Raw genomic sequence first — 26753 nt, 5'->3', positions numbered from 1 at the left:
CCGATACGGCCCGTCAGGCTGCCGGCGCCGGCGTGCGGTAGCCCGGGAAGAACGCATCGCGGCGGCGGGTCAGCGGGCCGTTCTCCGCTTCCCACCCGGTGCAGAGCCGCTCGTACTCGTCGTGCTGGATGACGATGCGAGCGGTGGCTTCCGACCGCTCGACCTGCGTGAACCCGGACTTGAAGTGCCGCAGGGATTCCTGGAGCCCTCCGCCCAGGACGTAGTCCCGATCGCCCCGGCTGTGAGCCCAGCTCAGCACGGCATCGAAGATCGCCACCTGCGGCACCCTGCGGTGGAAGTCGGGATGCGTGGCGCCCAGGAAGTACTGGACCGTTCCGCTGCAGGAGGTCACCAGGTGGGCACCTGCCAGCTCGCCGTCCATCATGAGCACCCACAGTGACGTGTACATCCCCGCCTCGTCGCGCAGCCGTTCGAAGTACTCGCGGCTGTATCTGTAGGCGGATCCCGCCTCCACGCGCTCCATCGTCCTCGTGTAGATCCGGTGGAACTCCTCGAGGTGCTCCCACTCCGTATCCTGCACCGCGATGTGCCCGTCCCGCTCGGCCCTGCGCATGTTCCGCCGGTGGTTCTGCCGCATGCCTCCCTTGATCTCCTCCACGGGCCGGTCGAGGGGGATGACGAACGACGGCCCGTGCTCCACGACGGCTCCGGCACCTGCGAAGTCGCCGAGGCCGGCCAGCGGATGCCCTCGCAGGAAGAGGGACACCACCCCGCGCTCCCGCAGGTGGTCCACCAGTGCGGACACCGCCGCGCGACGCCACTCCTCCGTCGCCCCCTCGGAGAAGACGGGTCCCGCAGGTCCATGAGGCGTCGACGCGTCCTCGAATCCACCGGGCAGGGCGGAGAAGACGAGCGGAACGAGCAGCGCGGACTCCCCGTCCTCCACGACCACGAGGCGACTCTCCGTGCCGTGGAACCGGTCCTCCGCGCGGACGAACGCGGGGATATGGAAGATGTCGTGGCGGGTGCCGGGCAGGTAGGCGGCCCACTCCGGGTCCGAGGTCTCGAGGACGTGCACTCTCATGGCTGTCCCGCTCCACTCAGCTGCCGACCATCCGCATGCGGCCCACCGTCGTGCAGCCCACTCCCCTGCAGCCCACTCTCTTGCAGCCCGTCCGCTTCCGTCACGGCTTCCGTCACACCCTCCGCCACAGCCGCATCGCCGGAGGCCCCCTCCGGGTCACCGCTCTGGATCCACAGATTGCCCCGGAGGTAGTCCTCGACGCCCCACGCACGCCGGACCAGGTTCAGCGAGTCCCCGTCGCGCACGTACACGGCCGGCGGGTACTCGATGAACGTCGATTGGTAGGACATCGTGTATGCCCCGACCGTGTGGAAGACGATGCGATCGTCCACGTCGACCGCAGGTGCATCACGGAGCTGGAGCAGTCGGTCATCCTCCATGCACGTGAAGCCGCTGATGATCTGGTCCGGGCGCGACGCCGTCGCATCCGTGTCGAGGGTGACCTCGAAGGGTCGCCGCCGGCGGAACAGCGGATCGATGTTGGTGCGGCTGGCGTCCGTGACGACGATCGTGCGGGGACCGACCTCCTTGACGTCGATGACGCTGCTGTGGAACTCGACGGGTACGGCGATGAGCGACCCGCCCGGTTCGACGATCAGGCGGGTCCTCCGCGGATCCACCACGGCTCCGAGCACCTCACGGATCGCAGCGATGTACTCATGGAAGGTCGGGCCCTCGTCTTCGCTGCCGAAGAAGCCGCCGCCGATGTCGATCCACTCGAGGTCGAGACCGCGGGACGCGATCAGCTCTGCGGCGACCGATGCGGCCGCCCGGAAGACGTCCACACTCTGCGACTGCGAATTGCGGTGCATGTGGAGTCCCGCGACTCGCACCCCCGCAGCCGTCAGTTCTGCGATCATCCGGTCGAGCTCGCCGTTGTCCGCGTCGAAGCCGAACCGGCTCCCGTCCGGCCCCGTCGTGCTCTCACCGGGGCAGCGGGCCTCGAGATCCCAGTTGACGCGCAGTCCGACGGCGAACTCGGCGTGGGGCATCTCGCTGGCCAGTTCAGCGGCCCACGTGACCTCGCGCTTCGCATCGAGGTTGATGATCGATCCGTTCTGAAGCGCGGACCGCAGGAGCCCACGGCTCTTGATCGGACCGTTGTACACGATGCGGTCCGGCCTGTACCCCAGCGCGAGGGCGAGGCGGTACTCGGTGTCCGAGACGACCTCGGCCCAGACACCGTGGTCCCGCATGAAGGACACCAGCCAGGGCAGCGAGTTCGTCTTGAAGGAATAGGACAGGATCGACGCCGGCCACTGCGTGTCCAGGGCCTGTTGGAACCGACTGACGAACCCGGTGAGGACGGGCCGGTCGATCACGAATGCCGGTGTGGGCGGTCTCAGGTGGTCTGCACGGCGCGCGCGGTCCATGAGGCTGCTCCTTCCTGGTGCGAGGCCCCCATCGCGGAGCCGTCCGGGCTCGACTCGAAGCCGATGATTCCCTCGTGCTTCGCTCCGAGGTGGCCGAGCCGATAGGTGTTCCAGCGCGGATGGGGGTCGAGCCCCAGCGTCGACGCCACGAGGAAGTGCGGCACGTCCGCCCCGGCCACGTGGCTGAAGGGGTATCCGCCTCCGAACCGGGGGTTGATGTCGACGACGGAGGCCGCCCCGTGGTCCGCAAGCATCAGGTCGACATCGGCCGTGCCCTGGATCCCCAGCCCGTCGGCCAGCATCGCGGCCAGGCCGGCGAACGGGCTGCTGTCGACGGACACCGCCGCGGCGGTCTCGCCGTTGCGCATGCTGAGCTTGCGGCGGGCCAGCACGCCGGCCACCGGTCCGCCACGCACGGGCGTGACGATGTCGATGCCGTACTCGGTGCCCACCACGTCGGGCTGGACGACCAGCTCGTCATCCGGGGACCCGCCGAGGTCCGAGCGGGTCGCGGAATCCGTCGCCAGCCAGCGGCGGAGCTGCTCGGAGGTGCGCCTGAGCAGACCGGACGAGCCGCTGCCCCAGCGGTCCTTGAGGATCACGGCCGGCGTCGTCTCCAGCAGCGCATGCACCGCTTCCGTGTCCGACAGCAGCGCGGTGCGCGGTGTCGGGACTCCGATCCGGGTCAGGGCGCGGGACATGCGCAGCTTGTCCGCCACGGCGCGGTGGGAGGCGCCCTCCAGGCACGGCACGACCACCCCGCGCTCGCGCAGGCGTGTGCTCAGCCCCTGCGATAGGGCCGTGAGCTCGCAGTCGTTCAGCGAGATGAACAGAGTGGGCCTCAGCTCATCGACCGTCCGCAGCAGCTGGTCCGCGTACTCTCCGCTGGTGTAGGGCGGCAGCTGCCGGAACCCGTCGGCCGCCGCAGCCGCAGGAGCGCGACGGTCATGGTCCAGCACGTAGACGTCGCCCTCGATACCGGCCTCGACCAACGCCTGTCGGAACCATGTGACCAGGTACACGCGACGACCTGCCGAACTGATGATGATGCGCATCATGACACCGAACACTTCCTTCTCTTCTCGCACTGCATATTCCGGCCCGTCCTCATCCCGCCGCGCGGCGCTCCCACTGCACGAGCGTGTCCGCCGCGGGCACCAGCTGCCCCGCCATCTCCCAGAGGACGGAGTCCGGCCGGCGATACGGATCGACGACGTCGTCGGCGTCCGGCTCTCCCGCCACCGCACGCCGTCGCCGCGCCGCCCACACGACCGCCGACCTCCAGCGCTCCTGCGGCCAGGCGCCGCGCTCCACCGGCACCTGCGGCAGGATCCGCGCCAGCTCCCGAAGCGTGAAGGTCTTCCGCAGCGCCTGCGGCACCAGTTCGACGACGGTCGCCCGATGCCCGCGGTCCAGCGCGAGCACGAGATCGGCATCCTGCACCTGGGCCATCTGCAGCTGCTGCGCGCGGAAGTCCCCCATGTCGATCCTCATCCGCTCCGCCAGACCGACGATCTCCGGGGTCGTCGGCGATCCGACGAGCGCCTGCGTGCCCGCACTGTGCACCCGGATGACGCCCGGGACGACGGCGTCGAACCCCGTCTGCAGCATCCGCTCGACCAGTGGTGAGCGGCACACGTTGCCCGTGCACACGACCAGGACGTCCAACAGGTCATCGTGCACAGCCCAGGTGGCGCTCATGCCGCCTCCGCTCGACCCTCATCAGACCCGGCTGCGGCCTCCGTCGCTCCCGCAGACACCGGCACGATCGCTCCGCGCAGGAACACGAGGATCTCCTGTGCCACCTCCTTCGAGCACAGATGACCCGCATCCGCCTCCACCGGACGATGCAGCAGTCCGGACGCCCAGTCCCCGGCGACCGCGTCCGCCATGCCCGCGACGTCCTCGTCCTCCAGCAGGATCGCGTCGGGCGAGTCCCGCACGCCCTTGACGTCGAACGCGTACGTGCGGCGGCCCATGGCGAACGCTTCGAGCATCACGCGGGGCAGACCCTCCCATGCCGCCGTGTGGATGAGGGCGTGGGCGCCGGCCAGAGTCTGTGCGGCATCCGCCCATCCGACCACATGCACGATGTCCTCGAGACCACGGCGGCGGACCTCTGACCGCGTGCGCTCCAGCAGACTGCCCACGCCCACCAGAGTGAGCGTCGCGTCGGTGCCCGCGGCTCTCAGCCCGGCGGCCACGTCCACGGCGAGCCACGGACGCTTCCGCCGCGAGTGCTCGCCGATCCACGCGAGGCTCAGCGGTCCCGCCGGGAGCGCTGTCCGCGGGTACTGCTCCAGGTCCAGCCCCACACCGGGACGCAGCCGATGCACCGCATGCGTCGGCATCCTGCGCCGGAACCACGCCTCGTCGTCGGAGTTGAGGGTGAGGACGCCTGCGGTCCGCGCCAGCAGCTGATGTTCGACGGTCTGCCACAGGTGGTCCTGCGGCGTGCGCAGTCTGTTCCAGTGGAGACCGTGGCAGAAGTAGACCACCGGCATCCGCAGACCCGCAGTCCTCACCAGTGCTGAGGCAGTCGCCGAATTCGTCACGACGACGTCCAGCCGTCCCTCCTCGCTCCAGGCCCTCAACGCTCTCTGTGCGCGTCTGGCACTGATGGCGGGGCGCCGGGTCAGCCCCTCGATGACGGTCCCGGACAGGACCTTCGCCCCGTCCCCCGCCGCAGTCAGCACCGTGTGCCCCGCTGCCTCCCACTCCTGCACGATCTCCGGGAAGAAGGCATCGAGCATCGGCCCGACACTCGTGAGCAGACCGATTCTCATGATCCGACCCTTCTCATCTCCACCGTGTCGAGATGTTCGCTCAGACGACCGTCGAGCCGGTCGTCAGGACCGCGCTCGGGCCCGCGGTCCGGGCCCCGCTCGGGCCCGCGATCCGATCCGCCGTCCGACCCGCCGTCCGTCCCCCTGTACGACCCGCGTCTGCCGCCGCGCTCACGCCCGTACGCACGCCCGTCCTCACTCCAGCTGTCACCACCGGGGTCGCCGGCCAGCACACCGCTGCTCCCCTCGTCCGGCAGGAGGTACGAGCCGTAGGCCCGGGAGTACGACCCGCCGTCCAGGGTCGAGGCGGGCACCTTGTTGAGCACGACCCCCACCCGGTTCGCATCGACCAGGGACAGGGTGCCCAGCGCTTCCTGCACTTCTCCCACCCGCACCTGACCGACACCGGCGACGAGGATGACGCGCCCCACCTGCTGCGACAGCACCAGGCCGTCGGCGACCGGCAGCAACGGCGGACCGTCGATGAGCACCAGGTCGAACTCCGCGGTGAGCTCCGCGATGAGCCGGCTCATCTGCCGCGATTCCAGCAGCTCCGTGGGGTTGGGAGGGATCTCGCCCGCGGTGAGGACGTAGAGCTCGTCGTCGCCCCACGCCTGCAGCACCTCAGAGGCCTCTGCGGACCCCACGAGCACCGTCGTGAGCCCGGCGGCGTTCTCCAGGCCCAGACGATGCGCGATCCGCGGCCGGCGCAGGTCAGCGTCGACCAGTGCGACCCGTTTGCCCGCCTGGGCCATGACGATCGCGAGGTTGATGCTCGTCGTCGTCTTCCCCTCACCGGCGACGGACGAGGTCACGAGAACCGAGGTGCTCGCATCGCCGACCTGCGCGTACCGCAGGTTGGTCCGAAGCCGCCGGAATGCCTCTCCCCGCGGGCTGTGGACCGGCAGGTCCGTGACGAGTGGTGTGCGCGCGGTCGACGCGTCCGCCGGCACCGCCGTGAGGACGGGTGCCCGGGTGACGCGCCGCAGTGTCTCCTTGCCCCTCAGCCGGGTGTCGAGCGCGGAGCGCAGCAGTGCCGCTCCCACTCCGAACACGACGCCGACGAGCAGGCCCAGGAGGGTGTCGGTCCACAGCGTCAGGCTGCTGGGCTCCACGGGCGGCTCTGCGGCCTCGGCGACGGAGAGGAGCACGGGGGAGGCGCCCTCGCCGTCGGGGTTCTCGAGCGTCGTGACGACGTCGACGAGGCTCGTGGCGACCGCCTCCGCGATGCGGGCCGCCGCTCGTGGCGACTCGTCGGTCACGGCGATGCCGATGAGCACGGTGTTCGGGTCGGAGGTCGCCTGCACCCGTTCGGCCAGGTCGACGGACGTCTCGTCCAGGCCGAGGTCGTCGACGACCGGACCCAGCACCGCGCGGCTGTCGGCCATGTCGACGTACGTCTGCATGCGCTCCTGCGTGAACGTGGAGCCCTGCTGGAGGTCCGTCGCGGATCCTGAGTTCACGATCGACACGAAGAGCTGCGTCTGCGCGGTGTACGTCGTCGGGGTGAGGAGCCCCACGCCCAGCCCGCCCAGCGCCCCGACGACCGCAGCCGCGATGATGAGCGCGACGTGCTGTCGGAGGACTCGAAGGTAGGTCTTCAGATCCATGATTCTTCCGTTCGTGCGTAGGTGCGGGTGTGCGTGGTGGTCCGGCTGCGGAGGCGATCGGGGTGGAGGAGCCCGCGCCCGAGGCGGTCGTCGCCGCCCGCAGACGGGTCCCGCTCGCGCGGGACGGCCGTCCAGGCGACCGCGAGTGCGAGGAAGAGCCAGATCGGGCGGAAGTTCTGGAGATTCAGGCTCACTGCCATGACCGCGCCTCCCACTCCGGAGGCCAGCAGGAGCCGAGCGACGGTGTCGCCCCGCCGCAGCAGTGCCGCGACGGCCGCGATCGGGATCGCGAGGTAGACCATGGCGCCGACGGCACCGCCCTCGGCGAGGATCGACAGGTAGGTGTTGTGGGCGAGCACCCCGCCAGATGAGCCCAGGACGTCCTCGGAGCTCACGATGAACTGGCCCAGGCCGACCCCCATCAGCGGGGCGTGGAGCCAGACGTCGACGGCGGCGGCCCAGAGGCGGAAGCGCACGTCCTCGCCGAAGCCGACTCCCCGGCTGCCTTCGAAGACGGTGCTCGCCGCGCCGTCGAGCACGAACACTGCGGCCACGCCGAGCGCCAGCAGCGCGACGACCCGCAGCGCACGCAGCGCGGGGTCGCGGAATGCGAAGAAGCACAGGACGACCAGGACCGCTGCGAGGCCGACGAGCGCCCCGCGTGAGAACGAGGCGATGATGCCCGCGAGGATCGGCGCCTGATGCCAGCTCAGCAGTCGCCGTCCCGCGACGTGGCGGGCGAGCAGAGCGAGTGGGATGGACATGATGAGGTACGTGGCGAACGCGTTGGGATCCTCGAACGTCCCGGTCGCACGGAAGTCCATCGTCAGTCCCGTCTCGACACCGGCGGCGAAGAGCAGAGCGCCCGCCGCACCCAGCGCACCCACGGCTGCGGCGGTCCGTGCCCACACCGTGAGGATGCGCAGGTCGCCGCGCAGCACCAGGTCGCGGAACACGACGACGCAGACGACGAAGTAGCCGATGACGACGACGAGCTTCACCGCGTCCGCGAGGAAGGCGGTCCAGTCCTCGGGGGCGCCCGCCGCAGATCGGACGAAGATCGTTCCCGCCGTGAGGGCGAGCAGCAGCGCGAGGAGACTGAGGGCCGTGCGGACCCAACCGCTCACATCGGCGAAGGCGCGGGCCGTCTCCGGGTCGACGAGGATGCGGACGAACAGGAGCAGGAGGAACACGTCGCTCACTGCGAGGTTCACGAGCGTTCCGCCCACGGCGACGTAGAAGGCGAGCGGCACCGTCGTGACCAGGAGGGTGGGGACGCCGATCCGGAGCACGGTGAGCACGACGACCAGCAGCACGGCGCCTGCCGCACCCAGCGCCCAGCGGGGGCCCGCGGCGACGACGGCCATCACTGCGACGGCGATCGGCAGCGCGGGCCAGACGCGCCTGAGGGTGAGCAGCTGCTGTGCGGGAAGGGTCCAGGTGCGGCGTGTGCCCCCGGTGCGGCGTGCGACCCCGAAGATCCGGCGCCGGCGGACGGGTGACGCAGGAGGGAGGGGCGGCGTCCGGGGGACGCGCACGCGCCGCCGCGGATCCGACACCGCGACGGCGGCGAATCCGGCCGCGGCGCGGACAGCCATCGTCGCCGCGAACGTCCACAGCGCGGTGGACAGGTCGAAGACGCCGAGTGCCACGAGCGCCGTGCCCGCCACCACCCCGACGATCAGCGCGAGCACGCTCACGGTCAGCGACAGCGCGTACCTGTTGCGGACGACGACCGCGGTGTCCGCCGCGAACGACGCCGGCACCAGCAGCACGGTGCAGGCGAGCGGCAGGGCGAGGACCGGTGTGATCGCGAACTCCGGTCCCAGCACGCGCGGCAGCAGGAGCGCGGCGGCGCCGAGGCCCGCGAGCCCCGGCACTCCCGCGAGGAGTGTCCACCGCAGCGCCGTCCGCGCGACGGTCGTCGGAGTGAGCTGTGCGTGGTCGAGCAGTCGACGAGCCTGGGGGATCCACGACTGGGCAAGGGCGTGGAGGAGCACTTCGACGGCGACGACGACGTAGAGGAGGACCGCGAAGCGGCCTGCATCCTCGACGCCGCTGACCCAGCCCAGCAGGTACTGCGGCACGGTCGACAGGAGCGTGATCATGCCGATCGCGATCCCCGTCGGCAGACCTGCCGCGAAGAGGACCCGCCAGTCCGTGCCGGGGTCAGTCGTCAGCAGGGCGCCGCCGCGAGGGCCGGGGGCGGTCGAGGAGCCGTCGGCGGCCCGGGACGCGGCCTCGGCGGTGGGTCCCGCGACGACGCGGGTGGCGACCTCGGCGGACGTCCGCGTCGCGGACAGGGCGAGCGGACGCGACGCGGCCAGCAGCACCACCAGGTACCCAGCGGCGGAGCAGGCGAGGGCCGTGACGAGCCCTCCGCCCATCGCGAAGATCACGGCCACGGACGCCACCTGCAGTAAGGTTCCGGTGCCGATGACCGCGACGATCGCGCCCGGGCGCCCGGCCCGCTGCAGCATCGCCCCGTAGAGCTCCATGAACGTCTCGCCCGTGCGGACGAGGGCGATGAGGAGGATGACGACGCTGATCTGCGTCGGGAGGAACAGGCCGATGACGACGATCAGAGCACCCGCGGACGCGACCGAGCTGAGGAGGAAGCGCTCGTACGTCCGGGTCGGGACCTCGCGACGCAGTGTGAGGCGGACGGTCCGGATGCCGAACCCCGCGAGGATGTAGACGGGTGCGCAGACTGCGAGGGCGACCGTGTATGTGCCCACCCCGGCCACACTCGTGGAGCGGGCGATGAGGACCAGCAGGACGAGCTGACCCGCATACCGGATCGCACTGGCGCTCAGCAGCAGTGCGGCGACCCGATACATGGGGCGTGTCCCGGGGCTCCTCGGCATGTCCGTCCTCCGCATCGGCTCCGATCAGGACCCGTTCGCCTCGTGGGAGGAGCTTCGGGCGAAGCGCCTCGGGAGAGGCCCTCGGAGTGAGGGCGGGCACGGAGCATGGGACTGATGCTAGGCAGGCAGCGGGCGGAATGGTCCGCGTGCGCGAGGCCCGCGCGGAGTCCCGCAGGCACTGTGCGGCGACCCGCAGACACCGTCATCGCAGACGGGCCGCCTCACGCGGCTCCCGCATCCCGAGCCGTCGCCGCCGAGCCGACGCCGCCCGGGAGCCCTTCCTACGGCTCGATGTGTCCGAGGAGACCCTGCTCGTAGGCGATGCGGAGGGCTGCGGTTCGCGTGTCCGCCCCGAGCTTCCGGTACAGACTCACCGCCTGCTTCTTCACGGTGTTGACGGAGAGGACGTCCGCGCGCGCGATCTCTGCGAGTGACGCCCCGTCGGCGAGGTCCCGCAGGACGGACGCCTCACGCTCCGTCAGCTCGATGAGGTGCGCGTGGGCGGGGAACATGCCCGGGAGGGAGTGGAGCGGGTCGTGCCGCTCCGGCAGGAAGGCCCTCCGAGCGCCTTCGAGCAGGTCGAGGATCTCCCAGCGCGCGTCCACAGGGAGCACCCGCATCGCCGTCGCGAGCTCCGCCGGCACGGTCATCGACACCACGCGTCCGATGCTGCGGCGGGCGTCGGCCGTCTCCCCCAGCAGGTGCGCGGCAGCGGCGTCGATGACGAGCAGCCTGACCACCTGCCGTCGGGTCGGCGCCTGCGACAGCGCCGACGAGACGACGTGACGCGCCTGGGTGCACCTGCCCGCCGTCAACCACAGTCGGGCCTGCGCTTCCGCGAGCGCACTGCGGACCACGGCCGGCACCTCGGCACCCGCAGCCGCAGGCCCCTCCTCGCCGGCAGGCACCGGCTCCGGCTCCGCCGCCGGCTCCAGGGTCCGGTCGATGAGGCGCTTCGCCCGGGTGAGCTCCCCGTCCGCGATGAGGAGCGTGCAGCGGGCGGCGGTGACGAGTGCGGCGGCGAGAGCGCTCGCGGGGCGGTCCGCACGATGGGTGGCCGCCGCGCGCTCGATGTCGTCGAGGGTCGCGACGGGTGTGCCGACGGCGAGCCCGAATCGGGCATGCACGTCGAGCTTCAGGGGCCAGGCTTCCAGGAAGTCTTCGAGCGCTCCGGCCTCCTGGAGCAGATCAGCCGCCGCCGCAGTGTCGGAGACATCGAGTGCGGCATAGGCGTGCGCCAACTGCGCGGGGGCGTGCACCACCTGCCGGATCCACGGCTCGTCCGCCGATCCCTCCTCCGCCCGTCGCGCCCAGCGGAGGGCGACGTCGCGGCGTCCCTCGAACGCGAGGATGAGAGCGTTGTGCGCGGCGGCGGAGCACGCGACGAACTGCGACGGGGCTCCGCTGCTCTCCTCATAGGCCCGGGTGAAACGGCGCACGGCGCGCGGGAGATCCCCCGATTCCACAGCGGCGAGCCCGGCCTGCAGGTAGTAGAACGACCGGTTGAGCGCACTCACCTCGTTCCAGCGCCTGGTCATGGTGCGACGCAGCTCCTCGCTCACCCGCAGAGCAGTCGCGACGTCGCCCCGCTGGCGCAGGCCATTCACCGCGGCGATCACGAGGAATGCGCGCTCGTCGGGATCGGTCGTCGCGAGCGCCTGCTGCACCGGCGACTCCCCTGTTCGGGCGAAGACGCGCTGCACCATCGGCGAGCGCGGCTCCGGTTCGATCGTCGCAGCGGGCAGCGCGTGGGCGAGCGCTCGGGTGATGGCGAGCACCGGTCGTGTCCGGACCGCGTCGTCCGGGACGCTTCCGAACGCGTCCACCGTCTCCGCTCCGTACCGGGCGCCGAACCACCAGCCATACCGGGCGGCGAGACGTGCGAGCCGCCCCCAGTCCTCCGCACTGCGTGCGTGGAACGCGCTGCGGATCAGGTCCGCGGGGCAGCCCGTTCCCTCGAGGTACGCCGCCGTCTCCGCGTGGAGCAGCCGTGCCTCGTCCGGGTGTGCAGTCATGAAGTCATGGGCGAGCGCGAGGCGCAGAATCGCCGGAACCGCGACGGGAGTGCCTGCGCCGGGGGCCGCACCCGGGCCTGCCACGCGATCGCAGACATCCACCGTCTCCCCGTCCTCGGTGCGGAGGAGTCCGGAATCAGCCAGGGCCTCGGCGACGGGAGAGACAGTGTCCGCACCGATCTCCCGCCAGAGTGCCGGCAGCGTGCGCTCGAGGTGCTCGAGGACGTCCGAGGTCACGCGGCCCAGCAGTGAGACAGCGCCCGCCGCGGTGAACAGTGCGGTGGTGGCGGCGGATGTCGGAAGCGACGCACGGAACCTGCGCACCACGCGGGCCGCGTCACCGGGTGAGGGCACGCCGCCCGAGCGGTCGTCATCGAGCACGGCCCGCATGACGCCGAGCCAGCCGCCCGTCGCGACCACGAGGTCCTCCGTCGCGTCGTCCGTGACCTCATGGCCCCAGGCACTGGTGAAGGCGGGGGCCTCGTCCGCCGTGACCATGAGATCCCGGCCCGTGAGCACGGAGATCTCCATCTGTGTGCTGAGGTGGTCCGGCTGCACCGCCCGGATCTCGTCCGACGCCCCGACGAGGTGCAGGGTGGGGGTGCTCCTGCAGAGGTCGCCCATCCATGCGCGCAGCGAGGGGTCCGTGAGGTGCTGGGAGTCATCGACCACCACGATCACGCGCGTGTCCGGACGTGCGGCGCACAGCTGCGCGAGCGCGTCCGGACCGTGGATCTGCTCCACGGGGTCCGCAGCCCTGACCAGGTCTGCGATGTGCTGCGCGAACACGTCGCGCCCGTTCAGTCCGGGATGGGCGCTCACCCACAGGACGAGGTCACCGCGCTCCATCCGATGCAGCGCCCAGTCCGCCAGCAGCGTGGTCCGACCAGTGCCGGGTGGGGCGCTCACCTGGGTGAGCGGCGTGAGGCGATCCAGCCTGCGCAGGAGCCTGCGCCGGGGGACCCGCCCGTCCTGCAGCCTCAGTGGTGCGAGCGCACGATGCTGCGTCCCTGCTGCTTCTCCGATTTCGTGACGCATTCAGACCCGATCCCGCGACCACCCGACCGGGATGTCCATGGCGACCCCACTGCCGCCCCGCTCCTGCCCCGGACAGGTCCGCTTATGGCTCACATCATATCGCCGCCTGTCAATGCCCCCGGTGCTGTCGAAGAGCCGCCGGTGGCCTCCGTGGTGGCCTCCGTAGTGACCTCCGGCAGCGCGATGGCGGGATCCGCCGGCGGGCCCGCGCGGCTGCGCCTCAGCGCACTCGGCGCCCCAGGAATCCGCGGATCTCCTCCAGCACCCGTTCCACCTCCGCATCGCTGAGGGCCGACCCACTGGGCAGGGCGAGACCATGGCGGAAGAGGTGCTCCGCCGCCCCGGTGAGCTCCGCGCGGGCATGGGCAAACACCGGCTGCAGGTGCATGGGCTTCCAGAGGGGGCGGGTCTCGATCGCGGTGCGCGCCAACCACTCACCCAGTGCGGGCGCGTCCCAGCCCGCCTCGTCCGGGTCGACGACGAGCGGAGTGAGCCATGCGTTGTCCGACCCATCGGTGCCCGCGCCGCCGAGGATCCGGGCGCCAGGCACCTCGGCGAACAGCTCCTCGTAGCGGCGGCGGATCTCATGCCGGCGGGCGATCATCGCATCGAGCCGCACCAGTTGGGCCCGCCCGAGCGCTGCCAGCAGATTGCTGAGTCGGTAGTTGTACCCCACGTCGCGATGCTCGTAGTGGGCGACGGGCTCGCGCGCCTGGGTCGACAGATGCCGCGCACGGGCCGCCACGTCGCCGTCGTCGGTCAGCAGCATCCCGCCGCCGGACGTCGTCATGATCTTGTTGCCGTTGAAGGAGATCGCGGCCGCATCACCCCAGGATCCGGCGGCACGACCCGCATGGGCGGATCCCAGCGATTCCGCGGCGTCGGCGAGGACGGGCACGTGGTGTGCGCGGGCGATCGGGACGATCCGGCTGTAGTCGGCGGCCTTCCCGAACAGGTCGACGGGCACCACCGCCCCGACCCGCTCCCACTCCCCCTCGAGCGAGTGGAGGGTCCGAGCGAGGAGGCACGGGTCCATGTTCCCGGTCGCCGGGTCGCAGTCGATGAACACCGGCCGCGCTCCGCAGTAGACGATCGCGTTGACGGTCGCGGCGAACGTGAAGGTCGAGGTGACCACGACATCGCCGGGCCGCACGCCCAGACCGAGCAGTCCCAGGTGGAGCGCCGCCGTCCCCGACGACAGACCGACTGCGTACTCGACACCCACCCGCTGCGCGATCTCCGCCTCGAACGCATCGAGGTCCGGGCCCGCCGGCGCGATCCACCCGCCCCGCATGGCTGCGAGGACGTAGTCCTCCTCGAGCGCCCCCACGTCCGGCGACGACAGGAGGACGGGGACGCGCGCACTCGGCGCCGAGGTCCCGGTCGGGGTCAGGGCGGTGGGCACGGTCGGAGTCAGAGCCGTGGGCATGGTCGGGGAGGTCATCGTCCTGCTCCTCTGGGAGTCGGATCGTCGGCGACCGGAGTCGTCAGGGCGACGCGGCCGGCGCCTGCGTCGTCGTCGATCGGGTGGAAGTCCGCTTCCCGGAAGGCGCGGATCAGCACCGCTGCGTCATCGGGAAGCGTGATGCGTGCGGGGGTGCGGTCCGCCCCGCGCGCACGGCTCACGAGCAGAGTCACGACATCCGCGACGCGACTCTGCTCGGTCCTCTCCCCGACCCAGCAGACGGCCAGCTCTGCGCACCTCGTCCCCGTCATGGGCTCCTCCCGCATCACGAATCCACACGTGGCGATGTGCTCGTCTTCGGGGGTGAGCGCCGCCCACTCAGCTGCGCCGCGCGGCACGAACCGCACGCGCGGGGTCCAGGAGGGACCGGGGAACTCCGTCGAGGTCGAGAGTTCGCCTTCGACGACACCGTCCCTGCTCAGGACCGTCATGACGGTGCGCGCGACGATCATGAGGTCGAGCAGCGGTCCCATCAGGAGGACGTACCGCTGATCGAGCTCGAGGCGTGCATCCCACGGAACGTTGTTGCGCCCGCTCACCTGTGCCAGCCCGGTGAGTCCCGCCTTCACGGCGTGTCGACGATGCTGGTCGCTGCTGTAGAGGGCCAGGTAGCGCGAGGGGAGGGGCCGCGGGCCGACGATGCTCATGTCTCCGGTGAGGATGTTCCAGAGACTCGGCAGCTCGTCGAGGCTGGTGGCGCGGAGCCACGCACCGAACGAGGTGAGGCGCTGTTCGTCGGTCAGCCGGCCGCGGGCGGGATCGACGGGACGCATCGTGCGGAACTTCCACAGTCGGAAGCGGCGACCGTGCAGCGTCACCCGCTCCTGGAGGAAGAGCGCGGGTCGACCCAGTCGCACGAGCACGGCCGCCCACACGCACACGATCGCCGGTGCCAGCACGATGAGCGCCGCCCCGGCCAGCAGCACGTCGAGCACCCGCTTCACCCGCACGTAGCCTCGCCCACCCGTCGGAGGCGCCACCGGCGGACGCGCCGGCGACGGAGGCACTGCCGGCAGTGGCGCGGCCGGCAGAGGCGCTCCCGGCAGCGGCGCGGCCGGCGGATGCGCTGCCAGCGGAAGCACGGTCGGCGGCTTGATCCGGGTGACCGCGGTCGGCAGTCCGGTCTGCACCGCCCCGCGCGCGGCAGGCAGCTGCTGGATCGCAGTCATCGCACGAACTCCTCTGCACGCGGGACGGGTGCGGCCGCAGCGCCCGACGGGGCTCCGTCACACCACATGTTCGGCCACGCCTTTCCGCCTGAGCGCCGCCAGCACAGGGAGCGCTGGCACCGTGGGCGCAGATTCCCGGGGTTCGGAAGTCCGAGGTTCGGCCACCCGGGGTTCGGCACCGCGGGGGGCGGCACCGCGGGGGTCGGGAGTCGGATGGGCGGACGGTTCGGGCGACGGTGCCTCGACCTCCGCGGAGGGCACCGCGGCAGTGGTCGAGGCGGCAACGATGGCGGCAGTCGCAGCGTCGACCCCGGTGGTCTCGAGAGCCGAGGCCGGGGACGAAGCTGAGGCCGGAGCCAGGGCCGGTGACTGGGCCGGTGACTGGGCCGGGGCCGAGGACTGGTCCGGGGCCGAGGACTGGTCCGGGGCCGAGGACTGGTCCGGGGCCGAGGCCGGGGCCGGGAGGACCGGTATCTCCGCCGTGCGGAAGTCGCACGCCTCATCGACGAAGTCCGCCACGGTCATGAGGGGGGCCTCCGGCGGGGGCAGCAGACCGACCTCGAGCGCGGGGACTCGGACGCGGCTGATCTTGTCGTGGACCTGCACGTCTTCGCTCTCATAGTCGCCGAACAGCTCCTCATCGAGCTTCTCCCCGGGCCGCAGCCCGGTGAAGACGATCTCCGCGTCCGCATCCGCCAGGGCGATGAGATTCTTCGCGAGGTCCACGATCTTCACCGGCTCCCCCATGTCGAGCACCATGACGCAGCCGTCCTCGCCGATCACCGCAGCCTGGAGGACCAGCTGGCAGGCCTCCGGGATGGTCATGAAGTAGCGGGTGACTGCCGGATCGGTGACGGTGAGTGGTCCCCCTGCGCGCAGCTGCTCGCGGAAGGAATGCAGGACGGATCCGCGCGAGCCCAGGACGTTCCCGAACCGGACGGACAGGAACGTTCCCGGGTAGCAGCGGGCGTACTCGGCCACCAGGCGCTCACCCATGCGCTTGCTGCGCCCCAGCTCGCTCGTGGGTGCCGCCGCCTTGTCGGTCGAGACGTTGACGAACGTCGCCACACCCGCCTTGCGCGCGGCCGACAGCACATTGAGAGTGCCGTGGACGTTCGTCTTCCACCCCTCGAGGGGAAACCTCTGAAGCATCGGCAGGTGCTTGAGTGCCGCGGCGTGGAACACGATGTCGGGCCGGGCGTCGGCGAAGAGCGCGTCGAGCGCCTCTGCATCCCGGATGTCTGCGAGCACCGTGTCCTGCGACGTGAGGAGAGCAGACCCGCGGATCGACAGTTCGATGCCGTGGAGCGCGGACTCATCGCGGTCGAGCATCAGGAGGGCCTCCGGGGCGAGCGCATGCAGCTGCCTGCACAGCTCGCTGCCGATCGAGCCGCCCGCACCTGTGACGAGCACCCTCTTCCCCCTGATCGAGTGCGCGATCTCCGTGAGGTCGGTGTGCAGCGGGCTGCGGCCGATCAGATCTTCGACCTTCAGATTGCGGACATCGTCCAGGTCGACGGTGCGGGTGACGAGCTCTCCGATCGTGGGGATCGTCCTCAGCCAGACGCCCGTGCCGGCGAGCATGTCCCGGCAGTCGCGGAGGTACGCGGCGTCCGACTGCGCGATCGCGACGATGACGCCGCTGGCGTGCGTACGGGCGGCGAGCTCCGCCAGACGGCTCGTCGTCCCGAGCACGCGCACTCCCGACGCGCGGAGGAAGCGCTTCTCCGGGTCGTCGTCGACGAATCCCACAGGCCTGTACGGGCTCTCCGGATCCGCGAGCATCTGCCTCACGAGCGAGATTCCCGCATCGCCCGCACCGATGACGATGACGGGTGACCCGGCGGACGGACGCTGTGCGCTGTCGTGTGCGAGGCGGACCACGTAGCGGCTGCCGCCCATGAGCGTGAGCGCGCCGAAGGTGGCGAGCAGGACCACCGCCGGCGCTTCGGTCGTCGCCACGACGAGCACTGTGCCGATCACGAACGTCGACGTCGCCGCCGCTCCCAGCTCGGAGAAGCTGCCGTACACGTACCGGCGGCGGTAGAGGCGGAGCGTCCACCCCACGAGCACCTGCAGCACGCACGCGATCGCGATGAGCGAGACGACGTGCCCCGACGACACCGCCGCACTCTCGACGATCGCCCAGGCACCCACCAGCGCCACGGTCCAGGCCGCGCAGTCGACGATCGACTGCAGCGCGTATCTGCGGGACCACGTCCCTCGCGCCAGCCGATGTCCCACACCATTCCATGAACCCGTGAACGCCTCTGAGGGCATCGGATCTCCGATGACCGTCATGGTCCCTCCCCACATCTTCGTATCCAGTGCCCCTGTGCAAGGGCGACTCGGACGAGTGCTCCGCTGTCAGGCGGTGACACGCCACGGTAGGCAGACGGCGACGGGTGGAAGGACTGCTTCAGGACCGTTCTGCGGGGGCCCACACCGGTGATGCGGCAATCCGCGGTGGCGGCTGGCCGGGTGAGCGCTGCACTGGACGCGAAGGAGCCCCCTGGAGGCTCCGCATGAGGGAAGTCTCCAGGGGGCTCGGAGAGGGTGCTCGGAGAGGGTGCTCGGAGAGGGTGCTCGGAGAGGGTGCTCGGAGAGGTGCGTTCCGGCTCAGCCGGGGACCGCCTCAGTAGGGGGACCGTCTCAGCCGGGGACCGTCTCCTCGACGCCGGTGAGCTTCGCAACGAGCTCGGTGCGCGAACGGACGCCGAACCGCCGGTAGATGCCGGTGAGACGGATCTCGACCGTGCGCAGCGAGACGAAGATCTTCTCCGCGATCTCACGATTGCGGCAGCCCTCGCGCACCAGATCGACGACCCTTCGCTCCTCCTCGCTCAACTGGGTGAGGAGGGTGTTCTCCGGGCGCACGGCCACCTCCCGCACTTCGACGGGCGTGAGCGACCTGGCCCGCACGCGGTCGCCCGTGCGCTCGTAGAGCGTGAGCGCTGCGAGCAGAGGGTCCGCCGCGTCGGACTTCGCCCCCAGATCGCGGAGCCGCTGCGCGTACGCTGCGAGGGTCCGCGCCTTCTCCTGGTCGGAATCCACCGGCCTCCATCCTCGCAGCACGCGGCGGAAGATCTCGAGCGACTCCGTTCCGCTCGCCAGCAGTGCTTCGCATCGCTGCGCGGAGAGTTCGCCCCAGCGCGAGGGGAAGCGGGTGAGCCGCGAACGGAAGCGCTGGAGCACCAGCACCGCGTGTTCGCGACGCCCCACGCGGATGAGCGCTTCGATGAGGTCCGGCTCGTGGCGGATGACCGCCGGGTCGATGTCGCCGGGCGCCAGTTCGTCGCAGCGCTGCAGGTGGCGCACCGCCTCCGCCGGCAGGCCGACGGCGAGGAGGTGGCTCCCCTGCAGGGCACTGTGCAGGGCGAGTGCGCCCCTGTTCCCCGTGGCCGAGGCGCGGCGGACCAGAGCCTGCTCGACCTCTTCCGCGTCGCTCTCCCTGCCTCGTGCGTAGAGATTCCAGCACTCGAGGAGCAGTCGCTGGTCCTCGCGGGTCGACTGGCCGGGGATCCGTCGGCGGTTCGCCTGGCTGAAGAGGTCCGGCAGATGGTGGAGGTTGCCGACGCGGATCTCCAGCTCCGCCCGCAGGATCGGCACGATGGGATACCAGAGGGACCGCGTGCTCAGCCGCCGTTCGATCAGCTCGAAGATCTCGCGCGCCTCCGTGAAGTGCTCGGAATACGTGAGGGCGCGAGCGGCGGTGATTGCGGTGAACGCCGGCATCAGCGCTCGACGCGGAGCCAGCAGGGTCCGATACACGGCGAGCGCCTGCTCACCGTGACCGCGGTACCCGTCCAGCATGACGCGGGCGCAGCCGTGCATCATGCGCGTCATCGCGCTGAAGGACGCGCTCAGCTCGTCTGCCGCAGCGATCAGCTCCTCCGCCTCCGCGAGTTCGAAGCGCTCCGCGTGGCAGAGCGCCAGCATGAGCTGGACCCGTGCCACGGCGTCCGGGGCCTCGTCGATCTCCCGCGCGCCCCACAGATGGAGCACACCCGCGGGGACCGCCTCGCGACGGAAGAAGTCAGCCTGGATCGTGAGAGCGAGGGCGCGCATCTGCAGCTCCGTGTCCTCGTTCGTCTTCGCGAAGCGGGCATACCTCTCTGCGAAGACGAGGTCGCCGTTGAGCGCCAGCTCCTCTGCCAGGCTCAGCAGTCGGCGCGCGATCACAGCCGGATTCGGTGCGAGCATGAGGGCACGCTCTGCGAACGAGACCCCCGCGTCCTCGAGGCCTGCGATGACGAGGCTCCGCGCATCGCGGAGCAGTGAGGCCGGGGCCTCCTCGGAGAATTCCGTGAATGACAGGTGCCAGCGGGTGATCGCGTCGTCAAGGGAACCCGCAGTCCGCGTCCGGGCCAGCCCCGATGCTGAGGCGGTCGCCGGCACAGCCTCCGAGGTGGGGATCCTCTCGCCCACGGTCGCCTCGCCCACGGGAGCCTCGGCGACTGCCGACTCCGAGGCGACCAGGACCTCGGCGACGAGCGCCTTCCGCAGCGCACTGCGCTGGCCGGCGGTCATCCCCCAGTGCAGGGCCGATCGCAGAAGCGGATCCCCCACGCGGAGGTACGAGCTCTCCTGCTCGACCGTCCCACGGGAGATGAGCTCGTCGATCTCCTCCCAGACATGGGCGAAGCAGCGCTGGAGCGGGACGGCGGGTGTGAGAGGCGCGAGCGCGATGATGCGCAGCATCTCGAGTGCGTCCTCGGAGACGTCGCCGATCGCCGCGAGCGAAGCGCGCGCGGTCGCATCGCTCGTGCGGACAGGGCGCGGGAACGGTGCCTCCCCGCGACGCTGCCGCGCGGTCATGGACGTGAGGATGTTCTGGAGCACGACGGGGTTGCCGCCGGAGGCGACTGCAGCGGTGGTGGCCGCGTCGTCGCTGATCGTCTCCTGGACCATCTCGTGGGCGAGTTCGATGGTCGTCATCCGGTCGAGCGGCTCCAGCTCGATGACCGGGATGCCGGAGAGCGGACCGTCCTCGGCGAGGCGGCGGGCCGTGACGACCGCCCGCATCGGAGAGCTCGACATGCGCCGCAGGATGTGGCCGATGATCTCCTGGGATTCGTGGTCCAGATAGTCGATCCCGTCGATCACCACCAGCACGCTGCCGGGCAGGCTCGCCTCGAGGATGCGATCCACCGCGGCGTCCGCGCGTTCGGCCGCGGTGAGGTCGCTCTCCGCGAGGACCATGAGGTCGGATACGAGCCCGTTGTCTCCGAGGATCCGAAGCGCGGCGAGGGCGACCCGCACACCGGACAGACGGATGGTGGAATCCGAACGGCTGCACGGCACCCGGACGATCGTCGCATCGATGTCGTGCAGAAGGGCGTCGACGAGCGCGGTCTTGCCCATCCCCTGCCCACCGACGACCGCGACGTTGAGACGCTGGTCGATCTTCGCGCGCAGGCGGACGAGCTCTCGCTGCCGCACTTCGAAACCCATGACAGAACCTCCATGTTCAGTCCAGACAGGCCGACGGATGAAGGGGTCTCACCCGACCTGCGGGCATGAGCACAGACACGCAGGCATCGACCGAACAGTGTCCGGTGCACGCATTCTTATCCGAACCGCGAAAGGTCTTCAACTACTCGTGGGAACCCGCAAGGGGGCTGCACCCGAGCCGGAACACCGCCCGTGGCCGGATCGTGCTTGCCATGTGGAGACACAGCGTGTATTGGGCGCCGGGGTACGATTCAGGCGCGGAACCGGCCAGCAAAAGGGCTCTCATGCACCGTATCAGGAGGAAACGTCCACGAACTTCGATTACGGCAGACCCGCTTTCCAGGTCTTCGCGTCGCCGAGGGAACGAGTCGACAAGACAAGGACGATTGTTGTCGTGAGCGGCGCCGCGAGAGCGACCTGGAGTCCCCGGCCCTTGGTCCACCGGTTGGTCCACTCGCAGGATATGCGGGTTTCCGCACCGAGGTGCGGCGCACGGATTCGGGAGGCCACGCGCCCGCTTCCGCGAGGGACGGTCTGACGGTTCGAGGGCAGGCCGTGGGCACCCGTCCTTCGAACCGCTCGAGTGTCCCTCGCGGCAGGGAACGGCCGGGAACGGCCGGGGCCGGCAGGGAACGGCCGGGGCCGGCGGCAGGGGCCGGTCTTTCCTCAGCTGTGGAGACGCACGTATCGGTCCAGCCGGTCGAGGCCGGTCGGGATCCGGACCCCGCCGCCGAGGCCGCTCGCGCCGGATCGCGCCGATCCCACGTCTCCGTCCGGACCGGCGGCCTCGCCCGCACTCCCGCGTGCGCCGGCGGGGCCGGAGGCTGGTGTCATCACGGCGTGCAGGGTCGCGTGGACCGCGTCCTCGTCGAAGTCCTCGCCGATCGCCACGAGCGAACTCGTGACCTGCCGGTCGTGAGTGTCGTGGCTGCCATGGTCGTCGTGGGCGCGATGAGCGCTGTGATCCCGCGCGCTCGCCGCTCGCTCCGGCGCCGCGGACACGTACACGCTCGGGCCGACCGCCTGCACGATGAACCTCCGGATCGCCTTCCCGTCCGCGACCGCGATGGTCCCCTTCACTCGGTAGACGCCCGGTGGCGGGTCCTCCACGAAGTCCAGGACGCCGGCCGGATCTGCACATCCTTCGAGACGCACTGTCACAGAGCGGGCGTGGCGATGCGGGACCCCTCGCTGGTCGATTCCCGCCAACGCTGCGGCCTCCCGCTCCGAGTACTCCTGGCGGAGCAGGTCCCAGACGGGCAGTTCACCCTGCACCTCGGTGACCCCGATCGGCTCGTCCGCACTCCCCTCGAGCACACTGCCCCCGTCAGGCACACCGCTCCCACCCGGCACACTGCCCCCGTCCGGCGCAGCGCCCCCGTCCGACACAGCGCTCCTGTCCGGCCCGGCGCGCCCGTGCACCGCGCCCGCATCCACGATGAGTGCCGGGTCAAGCCGACCGAACACGGTTCCCGTCACGAGGACGCGAGGATTGCGCTGGTGCACGCGCCGACGGATCGCCTCGACGGCGGCCTCGCGCTCGTCCACCGGCAGGAGGTCGAGCTTGTTGACGACCACCAGCGTCGTCGCCGCATATCGCATGGGCGGCATGGATCCGGTATCGACGGTCTCCTCGTGCATGAGCGCATCGACGATGTCGACCACACCCGCGAGGTGGAATCGATGCCGTCCCCACTGGCTCACCATCCGCGCGAGCGTGAGGGGCTCCGCGATCCCGCTCGCCTCGACGATGATCGCATCGAGCTCCAGGCGCGGATCGGCAAGAGACGCCAGCGCTCCTTCGAGCGCGCTCGTGTCGCTGAGGCAGCACACGCAACCGCCGGCGATCGAGACCGGCTCGTCGACCTGTCCGGCGACCAGCCCCGCATCGACGTTGAGGTCGCCGAAGTCGTTGACGACGACTCCCACACGGGATCCGGGGTGCCGCAGCAGGTGGTTGAGGATGCTCGTCTTGCCCGCACCCAGGTATCCGGTCAGCAGGATGACGGGGACGGCAGGGTTCCAGGACGTGCGGCTCACAGCTCCTCAGGATACGGGCACGTCCGCGGCCGCGGACGTGGGACCACAGACGACCGCGGGCGTGCGGACCGCGGGCGTGCGGACCACGGAAGTCGGACCACGGGCGAGCAGACCATGAGCGTGCGGACCATGGTTCTGCGCCCACTGCCTCGCATCTCCCCTGCCACGCGAGACAATGGGCGCATGACGTCTCCCCCACCCGACCCCTCCGACCAGCCGGCACCACTCACCACGCTCACCTCCGACCAGGTAGTCGCCCACGCCCGCTTCAGCGAGCCGGGCATCGACAAGTCGAGCGCCCTCATGCTGCTGTTCTTCGTGACCGGCTGGCTGGAGGAGTGGAACGGCCGCCGCGTCGTCGATGCGGGCTTCGAAGCCTGGCAGCACGGCCCCACCGACCCCGCCGCACATGCCCGCTTCGCAGAGACTCTGCCCAAGCGTCTGCGGCTCCCGGACGATCAGATGCTGGAGCTCCAGGTCGAATCCGTCGTCACGTGGGGCCTGGGCGGCAAGCCGGGGCAGCGGAAGCCGGTGCATTCGAGCGCACTGATCAGCGCGGCGAAGGCGACCCGCGCCTACCAGGAGGCGGCGGGGACCGAGAAGCCGGCATTCGCCTCGGGCCCGGAGCTTCCGGCCGATCGCATGACGGATGCGTTCCACGCACTCGCCGAGGCCGTGGCCGCAGGAGCAGCAGACGGACCCTCCCAGCCCGGCGAGGAGGAGCGCGCTGAGGCCGACCGCCAGGCCGAGGCCAAGCGGCTGCGCGCTCAGCTCGCCGAACGCTTCGACACGGGGCCGGGACTCACCGAGGTGTAGCAACTCCCGCGCGGCAGTCGTCGTCTCACGCAGTCCCCCGCTGATTGCTCCTTCAACAGTCCTGTGCTGGTATATTCTCTGTGCTCAGACGCACTTGCTGAACGTTCGCTCTGTTTCGAAGGAGAAACATGAATACTCAGATCCACCGGCCGATCCTGTCGGCATGCGCAGCCACCGCGGCCCTCGCTCTCCTCAGCGCGTGCGGAGGAGCCGTCGGGAGCGGTGGGGGCGGAGGAACCGCAGGCGGTTTCGACTACGCGGCCGCTCAGTCCGATGTCGACACCGCGATCGCGGACCTCGACCCGGTCACGCTCACCATCCAGCCCTACGCCGCGTCCCCCGATGCCGCGGCCGCAGTGGCGGAGCAGTCCTTCATGGACGCCGTGGAGGAGCGCTCAGACGGCAAGATCAGCTTCGACGTGGCATGGGGGCAGTCCATCGCCAAGTACCCTGAGGTCGACGACGCACTGGCCGACGGCCGACTGGACCTCGCCTACAGCGTCCCCATCTACTTCCCCAGCGAGTACCCCCTCGTCGACGCCTACAACAAGCTCAGCCACTACACGAGCGCCGGACCGCTCACCGGTGAGGCCATCACGCAGGCGCAGATGAGTGAAGCGGCGTGGAATCACCCCGAAGTGATCGACGAGTACGAGTCGAAGGGCCTGGTCCCTCTGAACCCACTGGTGTCGTCCGGCAACTACTGGGCCGCCTGCAACGCCGAAGGAACGTCGGCCGAAGACTGGCAGGGGCGCCAGATCCGCATCGGCGGGTCGGCGCAGACGCCGATCTCTGAGAACCTCGGCGCCTCACCGGTCTCCATGGAGTACGGCGAGACCTTCGAAGCACTGCAGCGGAGCACAGTCGACTGCACCTTCATCCAGGGGATGGTCGCAGGCTCCACCGGAATCCTCGAAGCCGCTCCGCACGTCTCGACGTTCGGGGAGGAGCGGATGACCGGAGCCGTGACGGCCGGCCATGTGGCGGGTTCCAGCTTCGAGCAGCTGCCGCTGCCGTACCAGCAGATCATCTTCGACGCCGCGAACCTCGACTGGTTCCACGGTCAGATCTCCGCGATGGTCGCCTCCAGCGCTGACGCGGTAGCCGACGTGCGGGAGGCCGGCGGGTCGGTCACTGAGATCGATCAGGACGTCGAGGACAACATCCTCAGCACGCAGGAAGAGCTCGTCGACGGGCTCATCGCGGACGGCGTCGTCGACGAAGAGCTGCGCGAGCAGCTCCAGGAGAGCGCAGACACGTGGGCGGGGGTCGTGAGCGACCTCGGCTACACCGATGACGGCGACCTCGCCGACCTCGACGAGTGGTACGACGCGGACAGCACCGACTTCCGCCCTCTCGGCGAGAAGGTCTACGAATCCGGAGCGATGGCTCACCGTCCGGAGTGACCGCGCAGTGATCCGGGGCGGCTGCGCAGCCGCCCCGGATCAGTCAGCCCCGGATCAGTCAGCCCCGGATCAGTCAGCCCCGGATCAGTCCGCCGTCTGACTCAGTCCTCGAAGAGGATGACCTGGCGCACGGCCTCGCCGTCGGCCAGCTTGTCGAGCGCCGTGTTGATCTCGTCGAGCGTGATCGTCGAGGAGATGAGCTCGTCGACGGGCAGGCCCTCGTCGCGCCACAGCTTCTCGTAGACGGGGATGTCCTTCGCGGGAACGGCCGAGCCCAGGTAGGAGCCCACGACCGTGCGCGCCTCCGCCGTGAGCGTGAGCGGCGTGATCGTCGACTCCGCCTGGGGCGAGGGCAGACCGACCGTCACCGTCCTCCCTCCCACGCCGGTCGCCTTGAACGCCGTCTCGAAGGCCTTCGGGTGGCCCGCGGCCTCGATGACGATGGGCGCCTTCACACCGTTCTCCTCCAGCTGCGCGGGCGTGTACACCTCGTCGGCCCCCAGCTCCTTCGCACGGGTCAGCTTGGACTCATTGGCGTCGACGCCGATGACCTTCCCCTTCTTCAGCGACACCGCTGTGATGAGTGCGGCCATTCCGACACCGCCCAGCCCCACGATCATGAGGGCGTCGCCGTCCTGCGGGTCGCCCGCGTTGAGGACGGCGCCGCCACCCGTCAGCACGGCGCAGCCCAAGACCGCGGCGATCTCCGGCGGCACATCATCGCCCACCGGTACGACGGAGCTGCGGTGCAGCACCGCGTGCGTCGCGAATCCGGAGACGCCTACGTGATGGAAGACCTCGTCGTCGCCGTCGTGGAGGCGCATGTGATCGCCCACCAGCGTGCCCGCGTTGTTGACCGCGGTGCCGGGGATGCACGGCAGCTTGCCGTTCGTGCGGCAGTTCTCGCACTCGCCGCAGCGCGGCAGGAAGACGGTGCTCACCTGCTGGCCGACCGTCAGGTCCGTGACGTTCTCCCCCACCTTCTCCACCACGCCCGAGGCCTCATGGCCCAGGAGCATCGGTGTGGGCCGCGGCCGGTTGCCGTCGACGACGGACAGGTCCGAGTGACAGAGTCCCGCTGCGCGCACCTTGATGAGCACCTCGTCCGGCCCCGGTCCGTCGAGCTCGAGGTCGACGATCCGCAGGGGCATGCTGTCCGCATACGGCCGCTCTGCAGTGCCGACGGAATCGAGTACTGCGCCGGTGATCTTCATCGTGGTCTCCTCCGTGGTGACGGGCGCGGTCTGTGACTCGTGCACTGTGGGAACTCCCCCACGATAGCGGCGGAATCAAAGCGGCCGCGGCACAGACTCACGAACCGATCCTGTGCGCCAATCAGAAGGCGGGTCTTCAGCCGAACTGCCGAAGACCCGCCTTCTGTCGCCGCGACTGGCAGTGTCAGCCGGCCTTCGTGGTCAGTGCTTCGTGTAGACCAACTGCTTATTGACGAACTCATCCATCGCCAACGGCCCCAACTCACGACCCACACCCGAACGCTTCACACCACCGAACGGCAGATGCTCACGCGAACCCTCCGGCGAGTTCAGGAACACCATCCCCGCCTCGATCTTCGAACCCACACGCTCCGCACGCTCCAGATCATCAGAGAACACCGCAGAACCCAGACCGAACGGCGTGTCATTCGCCAACGTCACAGCCTCCTCATCAG

Annotated in this window: 17 protein-coding genes; 2 read left to right on the top strand and 15 right to left on the bottom strand. The window is 70.3% G+C overall.

Annotation, left to right across the window (positions count from 1 at the left end; genetic code table 11):
- Positions 1-13: 13 nt before the first annotated feature.
- The 13 genes from BJEO58_RS04880 to BJEO58_RS14920 all read right to left on the bottom strand — a co-directional run bounded on the left by BJEO58_RS04880 (position 14) and on the right by BJEO58_RS14920 (position 22862).
- Positions 14-1045, bottom strand: a complete 1032-nt coding sequence (locus tag BJEO58_RS04880; RefSeq protein ID WP_144573784.1) for a GNAT family N-acetyltransferase — start codon at positions 1043-1045, stop codon at positions 14-16.
- Positions 1042-2418 (bottom strand): type III PLP-dependent enzyme domain-containing protein, encoded by a 1377-nt coding sequence (locus BJEO58_RS04875; RefSeq protein ID WP_246075903.1) that lies wholly within the window; start codon positions 2416-2418, stop codon positions 1042-1044. Before BJEO58_RS04875 ends, BJEO58_RS04880 begins: the two co-directional genes overlap by 4 nt.
- Positions 2388-3476: an ATP-grasp domain-containing protein gene (locus BJEO58_RS04870; RefSeq protein ID WP_180951828.1), complete on the bottom strand. Its 1089-nt coding sequence runs from the start codon at positions 3474-3476 to the stop codon at positions 2388-2390. Before BJEO58_RS04870 ends, BJEO58_RS04875 begins: the two co-directional genes overlap by 31 nt.
- A gap of 49 nt (positions 3477-3525) precedes the next feature.
- Entirely contained in the window at positions 3526-4119 is a 594-nt protein-coding gene (locus tag BJEO58_RS04865; protein ID WP_101588249.1) for an arsenate reductase/protein-tyrosine-phosphatase family protein, read from the bottom strand.
- Complete coding sequence (locus BJEO58_RS04860) at positions 4116-5204, bottom strand: glycosyltransferase (RefSeq protein WP_101588247.1); 1089 nt, start codon at positions 5202-5204, stop codon at positions 4116-4118. Before BJEO58_RS04860 ends, BJEO58_RS04865 begins: the two co-directional genes overlap by 4 nt.
- A complete protein-coding gene (locus BJEO58_RS04855; RefSeq protein ID WP_180951827.1) occupies positions 5201-6814 on the bottom strand; it encodes a tyrosine-protein kinase domain-containing protein in 1614 nt (537 codons plus the stop codon). The genes BJEO58_RS04860 and BJEO58_RS04855 overlap by 4 nt, the downstream gene beginning before the upstream one ends.
- Positions 6805-9681, bottom strand: coding sequence for an O-antigen ligase family protein (locus tag BJEO58_RS04850; RefSeq protein ID WP_144573783.1), 2877 nt, complete (start codon positions 9679-9681; stop codon positions 6805-6807). The genes BJEO58_RS04855 and BJEO58_RS04850 overlap by 10 nt, the downstream gene beginning before the upstream one ends.
- 281 nt (positions 9682-9962) lie before the next feature.
- The gene (locus BJEO58_RS04845; RefSeq protein ID WP_101588244.1) at positions 9963-12734 is read right to left on the bottom strand and encodes a LuxR C-terminal-related transcriptional regulator; all 2772 of its coding nucleotides are present in this window, start codon (positions 12732-12734) and stop codon (positions 9963-9965) included.
- 220 nt (positions 12735-12954) lie between these two features.
- Positions 12955-14178 carry a DegT/DnrJ/EryC1/StrS family aminotransferase gene (locus tag BJEO58_RS04840; RefSeq protein ID WP_246075902.1) on the bottom strand — a complete coding sequence of 408 codons (1224 nt, stop codon included), beginning with the start codon at positions 14176-14178 and terminating at the stop codon, positions 12955-12957.
- Entirely contained in the window at positions 14175-15368 is a 1194-nt protein-coding gene (locus BJEO58_RS04835) for a sugar transferase (RefSeq protein WP_101588242.1), read from the bottom strand. The genes BJEO58_RS04840 and BJEO58_RS04835 overlap by 4 nt, the downstream gene beginning before the upstream one ends.
- Positions 15369-15425: 57 nt before the next feature.
- Positions 15426-17669 (bottom strand): nucleoside-diphosphate sugar epimerase/dehydratase, encoded by a 2244-nt coding sequence (locus tag BJEO58_RS04830; protein WP_180951826.1) that lies wholly within the window; start codon positions 17667-17669, stop codon positions 15426-15428.
- 351 nt (positions 17670-18020) lie between these two features.
- Positions 18021-20822: a helix-turn-helix transcriptional regulator gene (locus BJEO58_RS04825; RefSeq protein WP_101588239.1), complete on the bottom strand. Its 2802-nt coding sequence runs from the start codon at positions 20820-20822 to the stop codon at positions 18021-18023.
- A gap of 666 nt (positions 20823-21488) precedes the next feature.
- On the bottom strand, positions 21489-22862 hold the full coding sequence (locus BJEO58_RS14920; RefSeq protein ID WP_180951825.1) for a CobW family GTP-binding protein: 1374 nt from the start codon (positions 22860-22862) through the stop codon (positions 21489-21491).
- Positions 22863-23045: 183 nt separating this feature from the next.
- Between BJEO58_RS14920 and BJEO58_RS04815 the strand changes: the two genes are divergently transcribed.
- The gene (locus tag BJEO58_RS04815; protein WP_101588237.1) at positions 23046-23678 is read left to right on the top strand and encodes a Panacea domain-containing protein; all 633 of its coding nucleotides are present in this window, start codon (positions 23046-23048) and stop codon (positions 23676-23678) included.
- 128 nt (positions 23679-23806) lie between these two features.
- On the top strand, positions 23807-25084 hold the full coding sequence (locus BJEO58_RS04810) for a type 2 periplasmic-binding domain-containing protein (protein WP_101588236.1): 1278 nt from the start codon (positions 23807-23809) through the stop codon (positions 25082-25084).
- Positions 25085-25185: 101 nt separating this feature from the next.
- On the opposite strand, the gene BJEO58_RS04805 is transcribed toward BJEO58_RS04810, so the two are convergent.
- Positions 25186-26298, bottom strand: coding sequence for an alcohol dehydrogenase catalytic domain-containing protein (locus BJEO58_RS04805; protein ID WP_101588560.1), 1113 nt, complete (start codon positions 26296-26298; stop codon positions 25186-25188).
- Between the two features lie 201 nt (positions 26299-26499).
- Positions 26500-26753, bottom strand: a 254-nt coding sequence (locus tag BJEO58_RS04800; RefSeq protein WP_145997552.1) for an aldehyde dehydrogenase family protein, incomplete at its 5' end; no start/stop codon positions are given.

It is taken from the genome of Brevibacterium jeotgali (assembly GCF_900169175.1).
GTDB classification, from domain to species: domain Bacteria; phylum Actinomycetota; class Actinomycetes; order Actinomycetales; family Brevibacteriaceae; genus Brevibacterium; species Brevibacterium jeotgali.
Note: the sequence above shows the minus strand (reverse complement) of the source record. Positions and strands in the feature narration are given on the sequence as shown.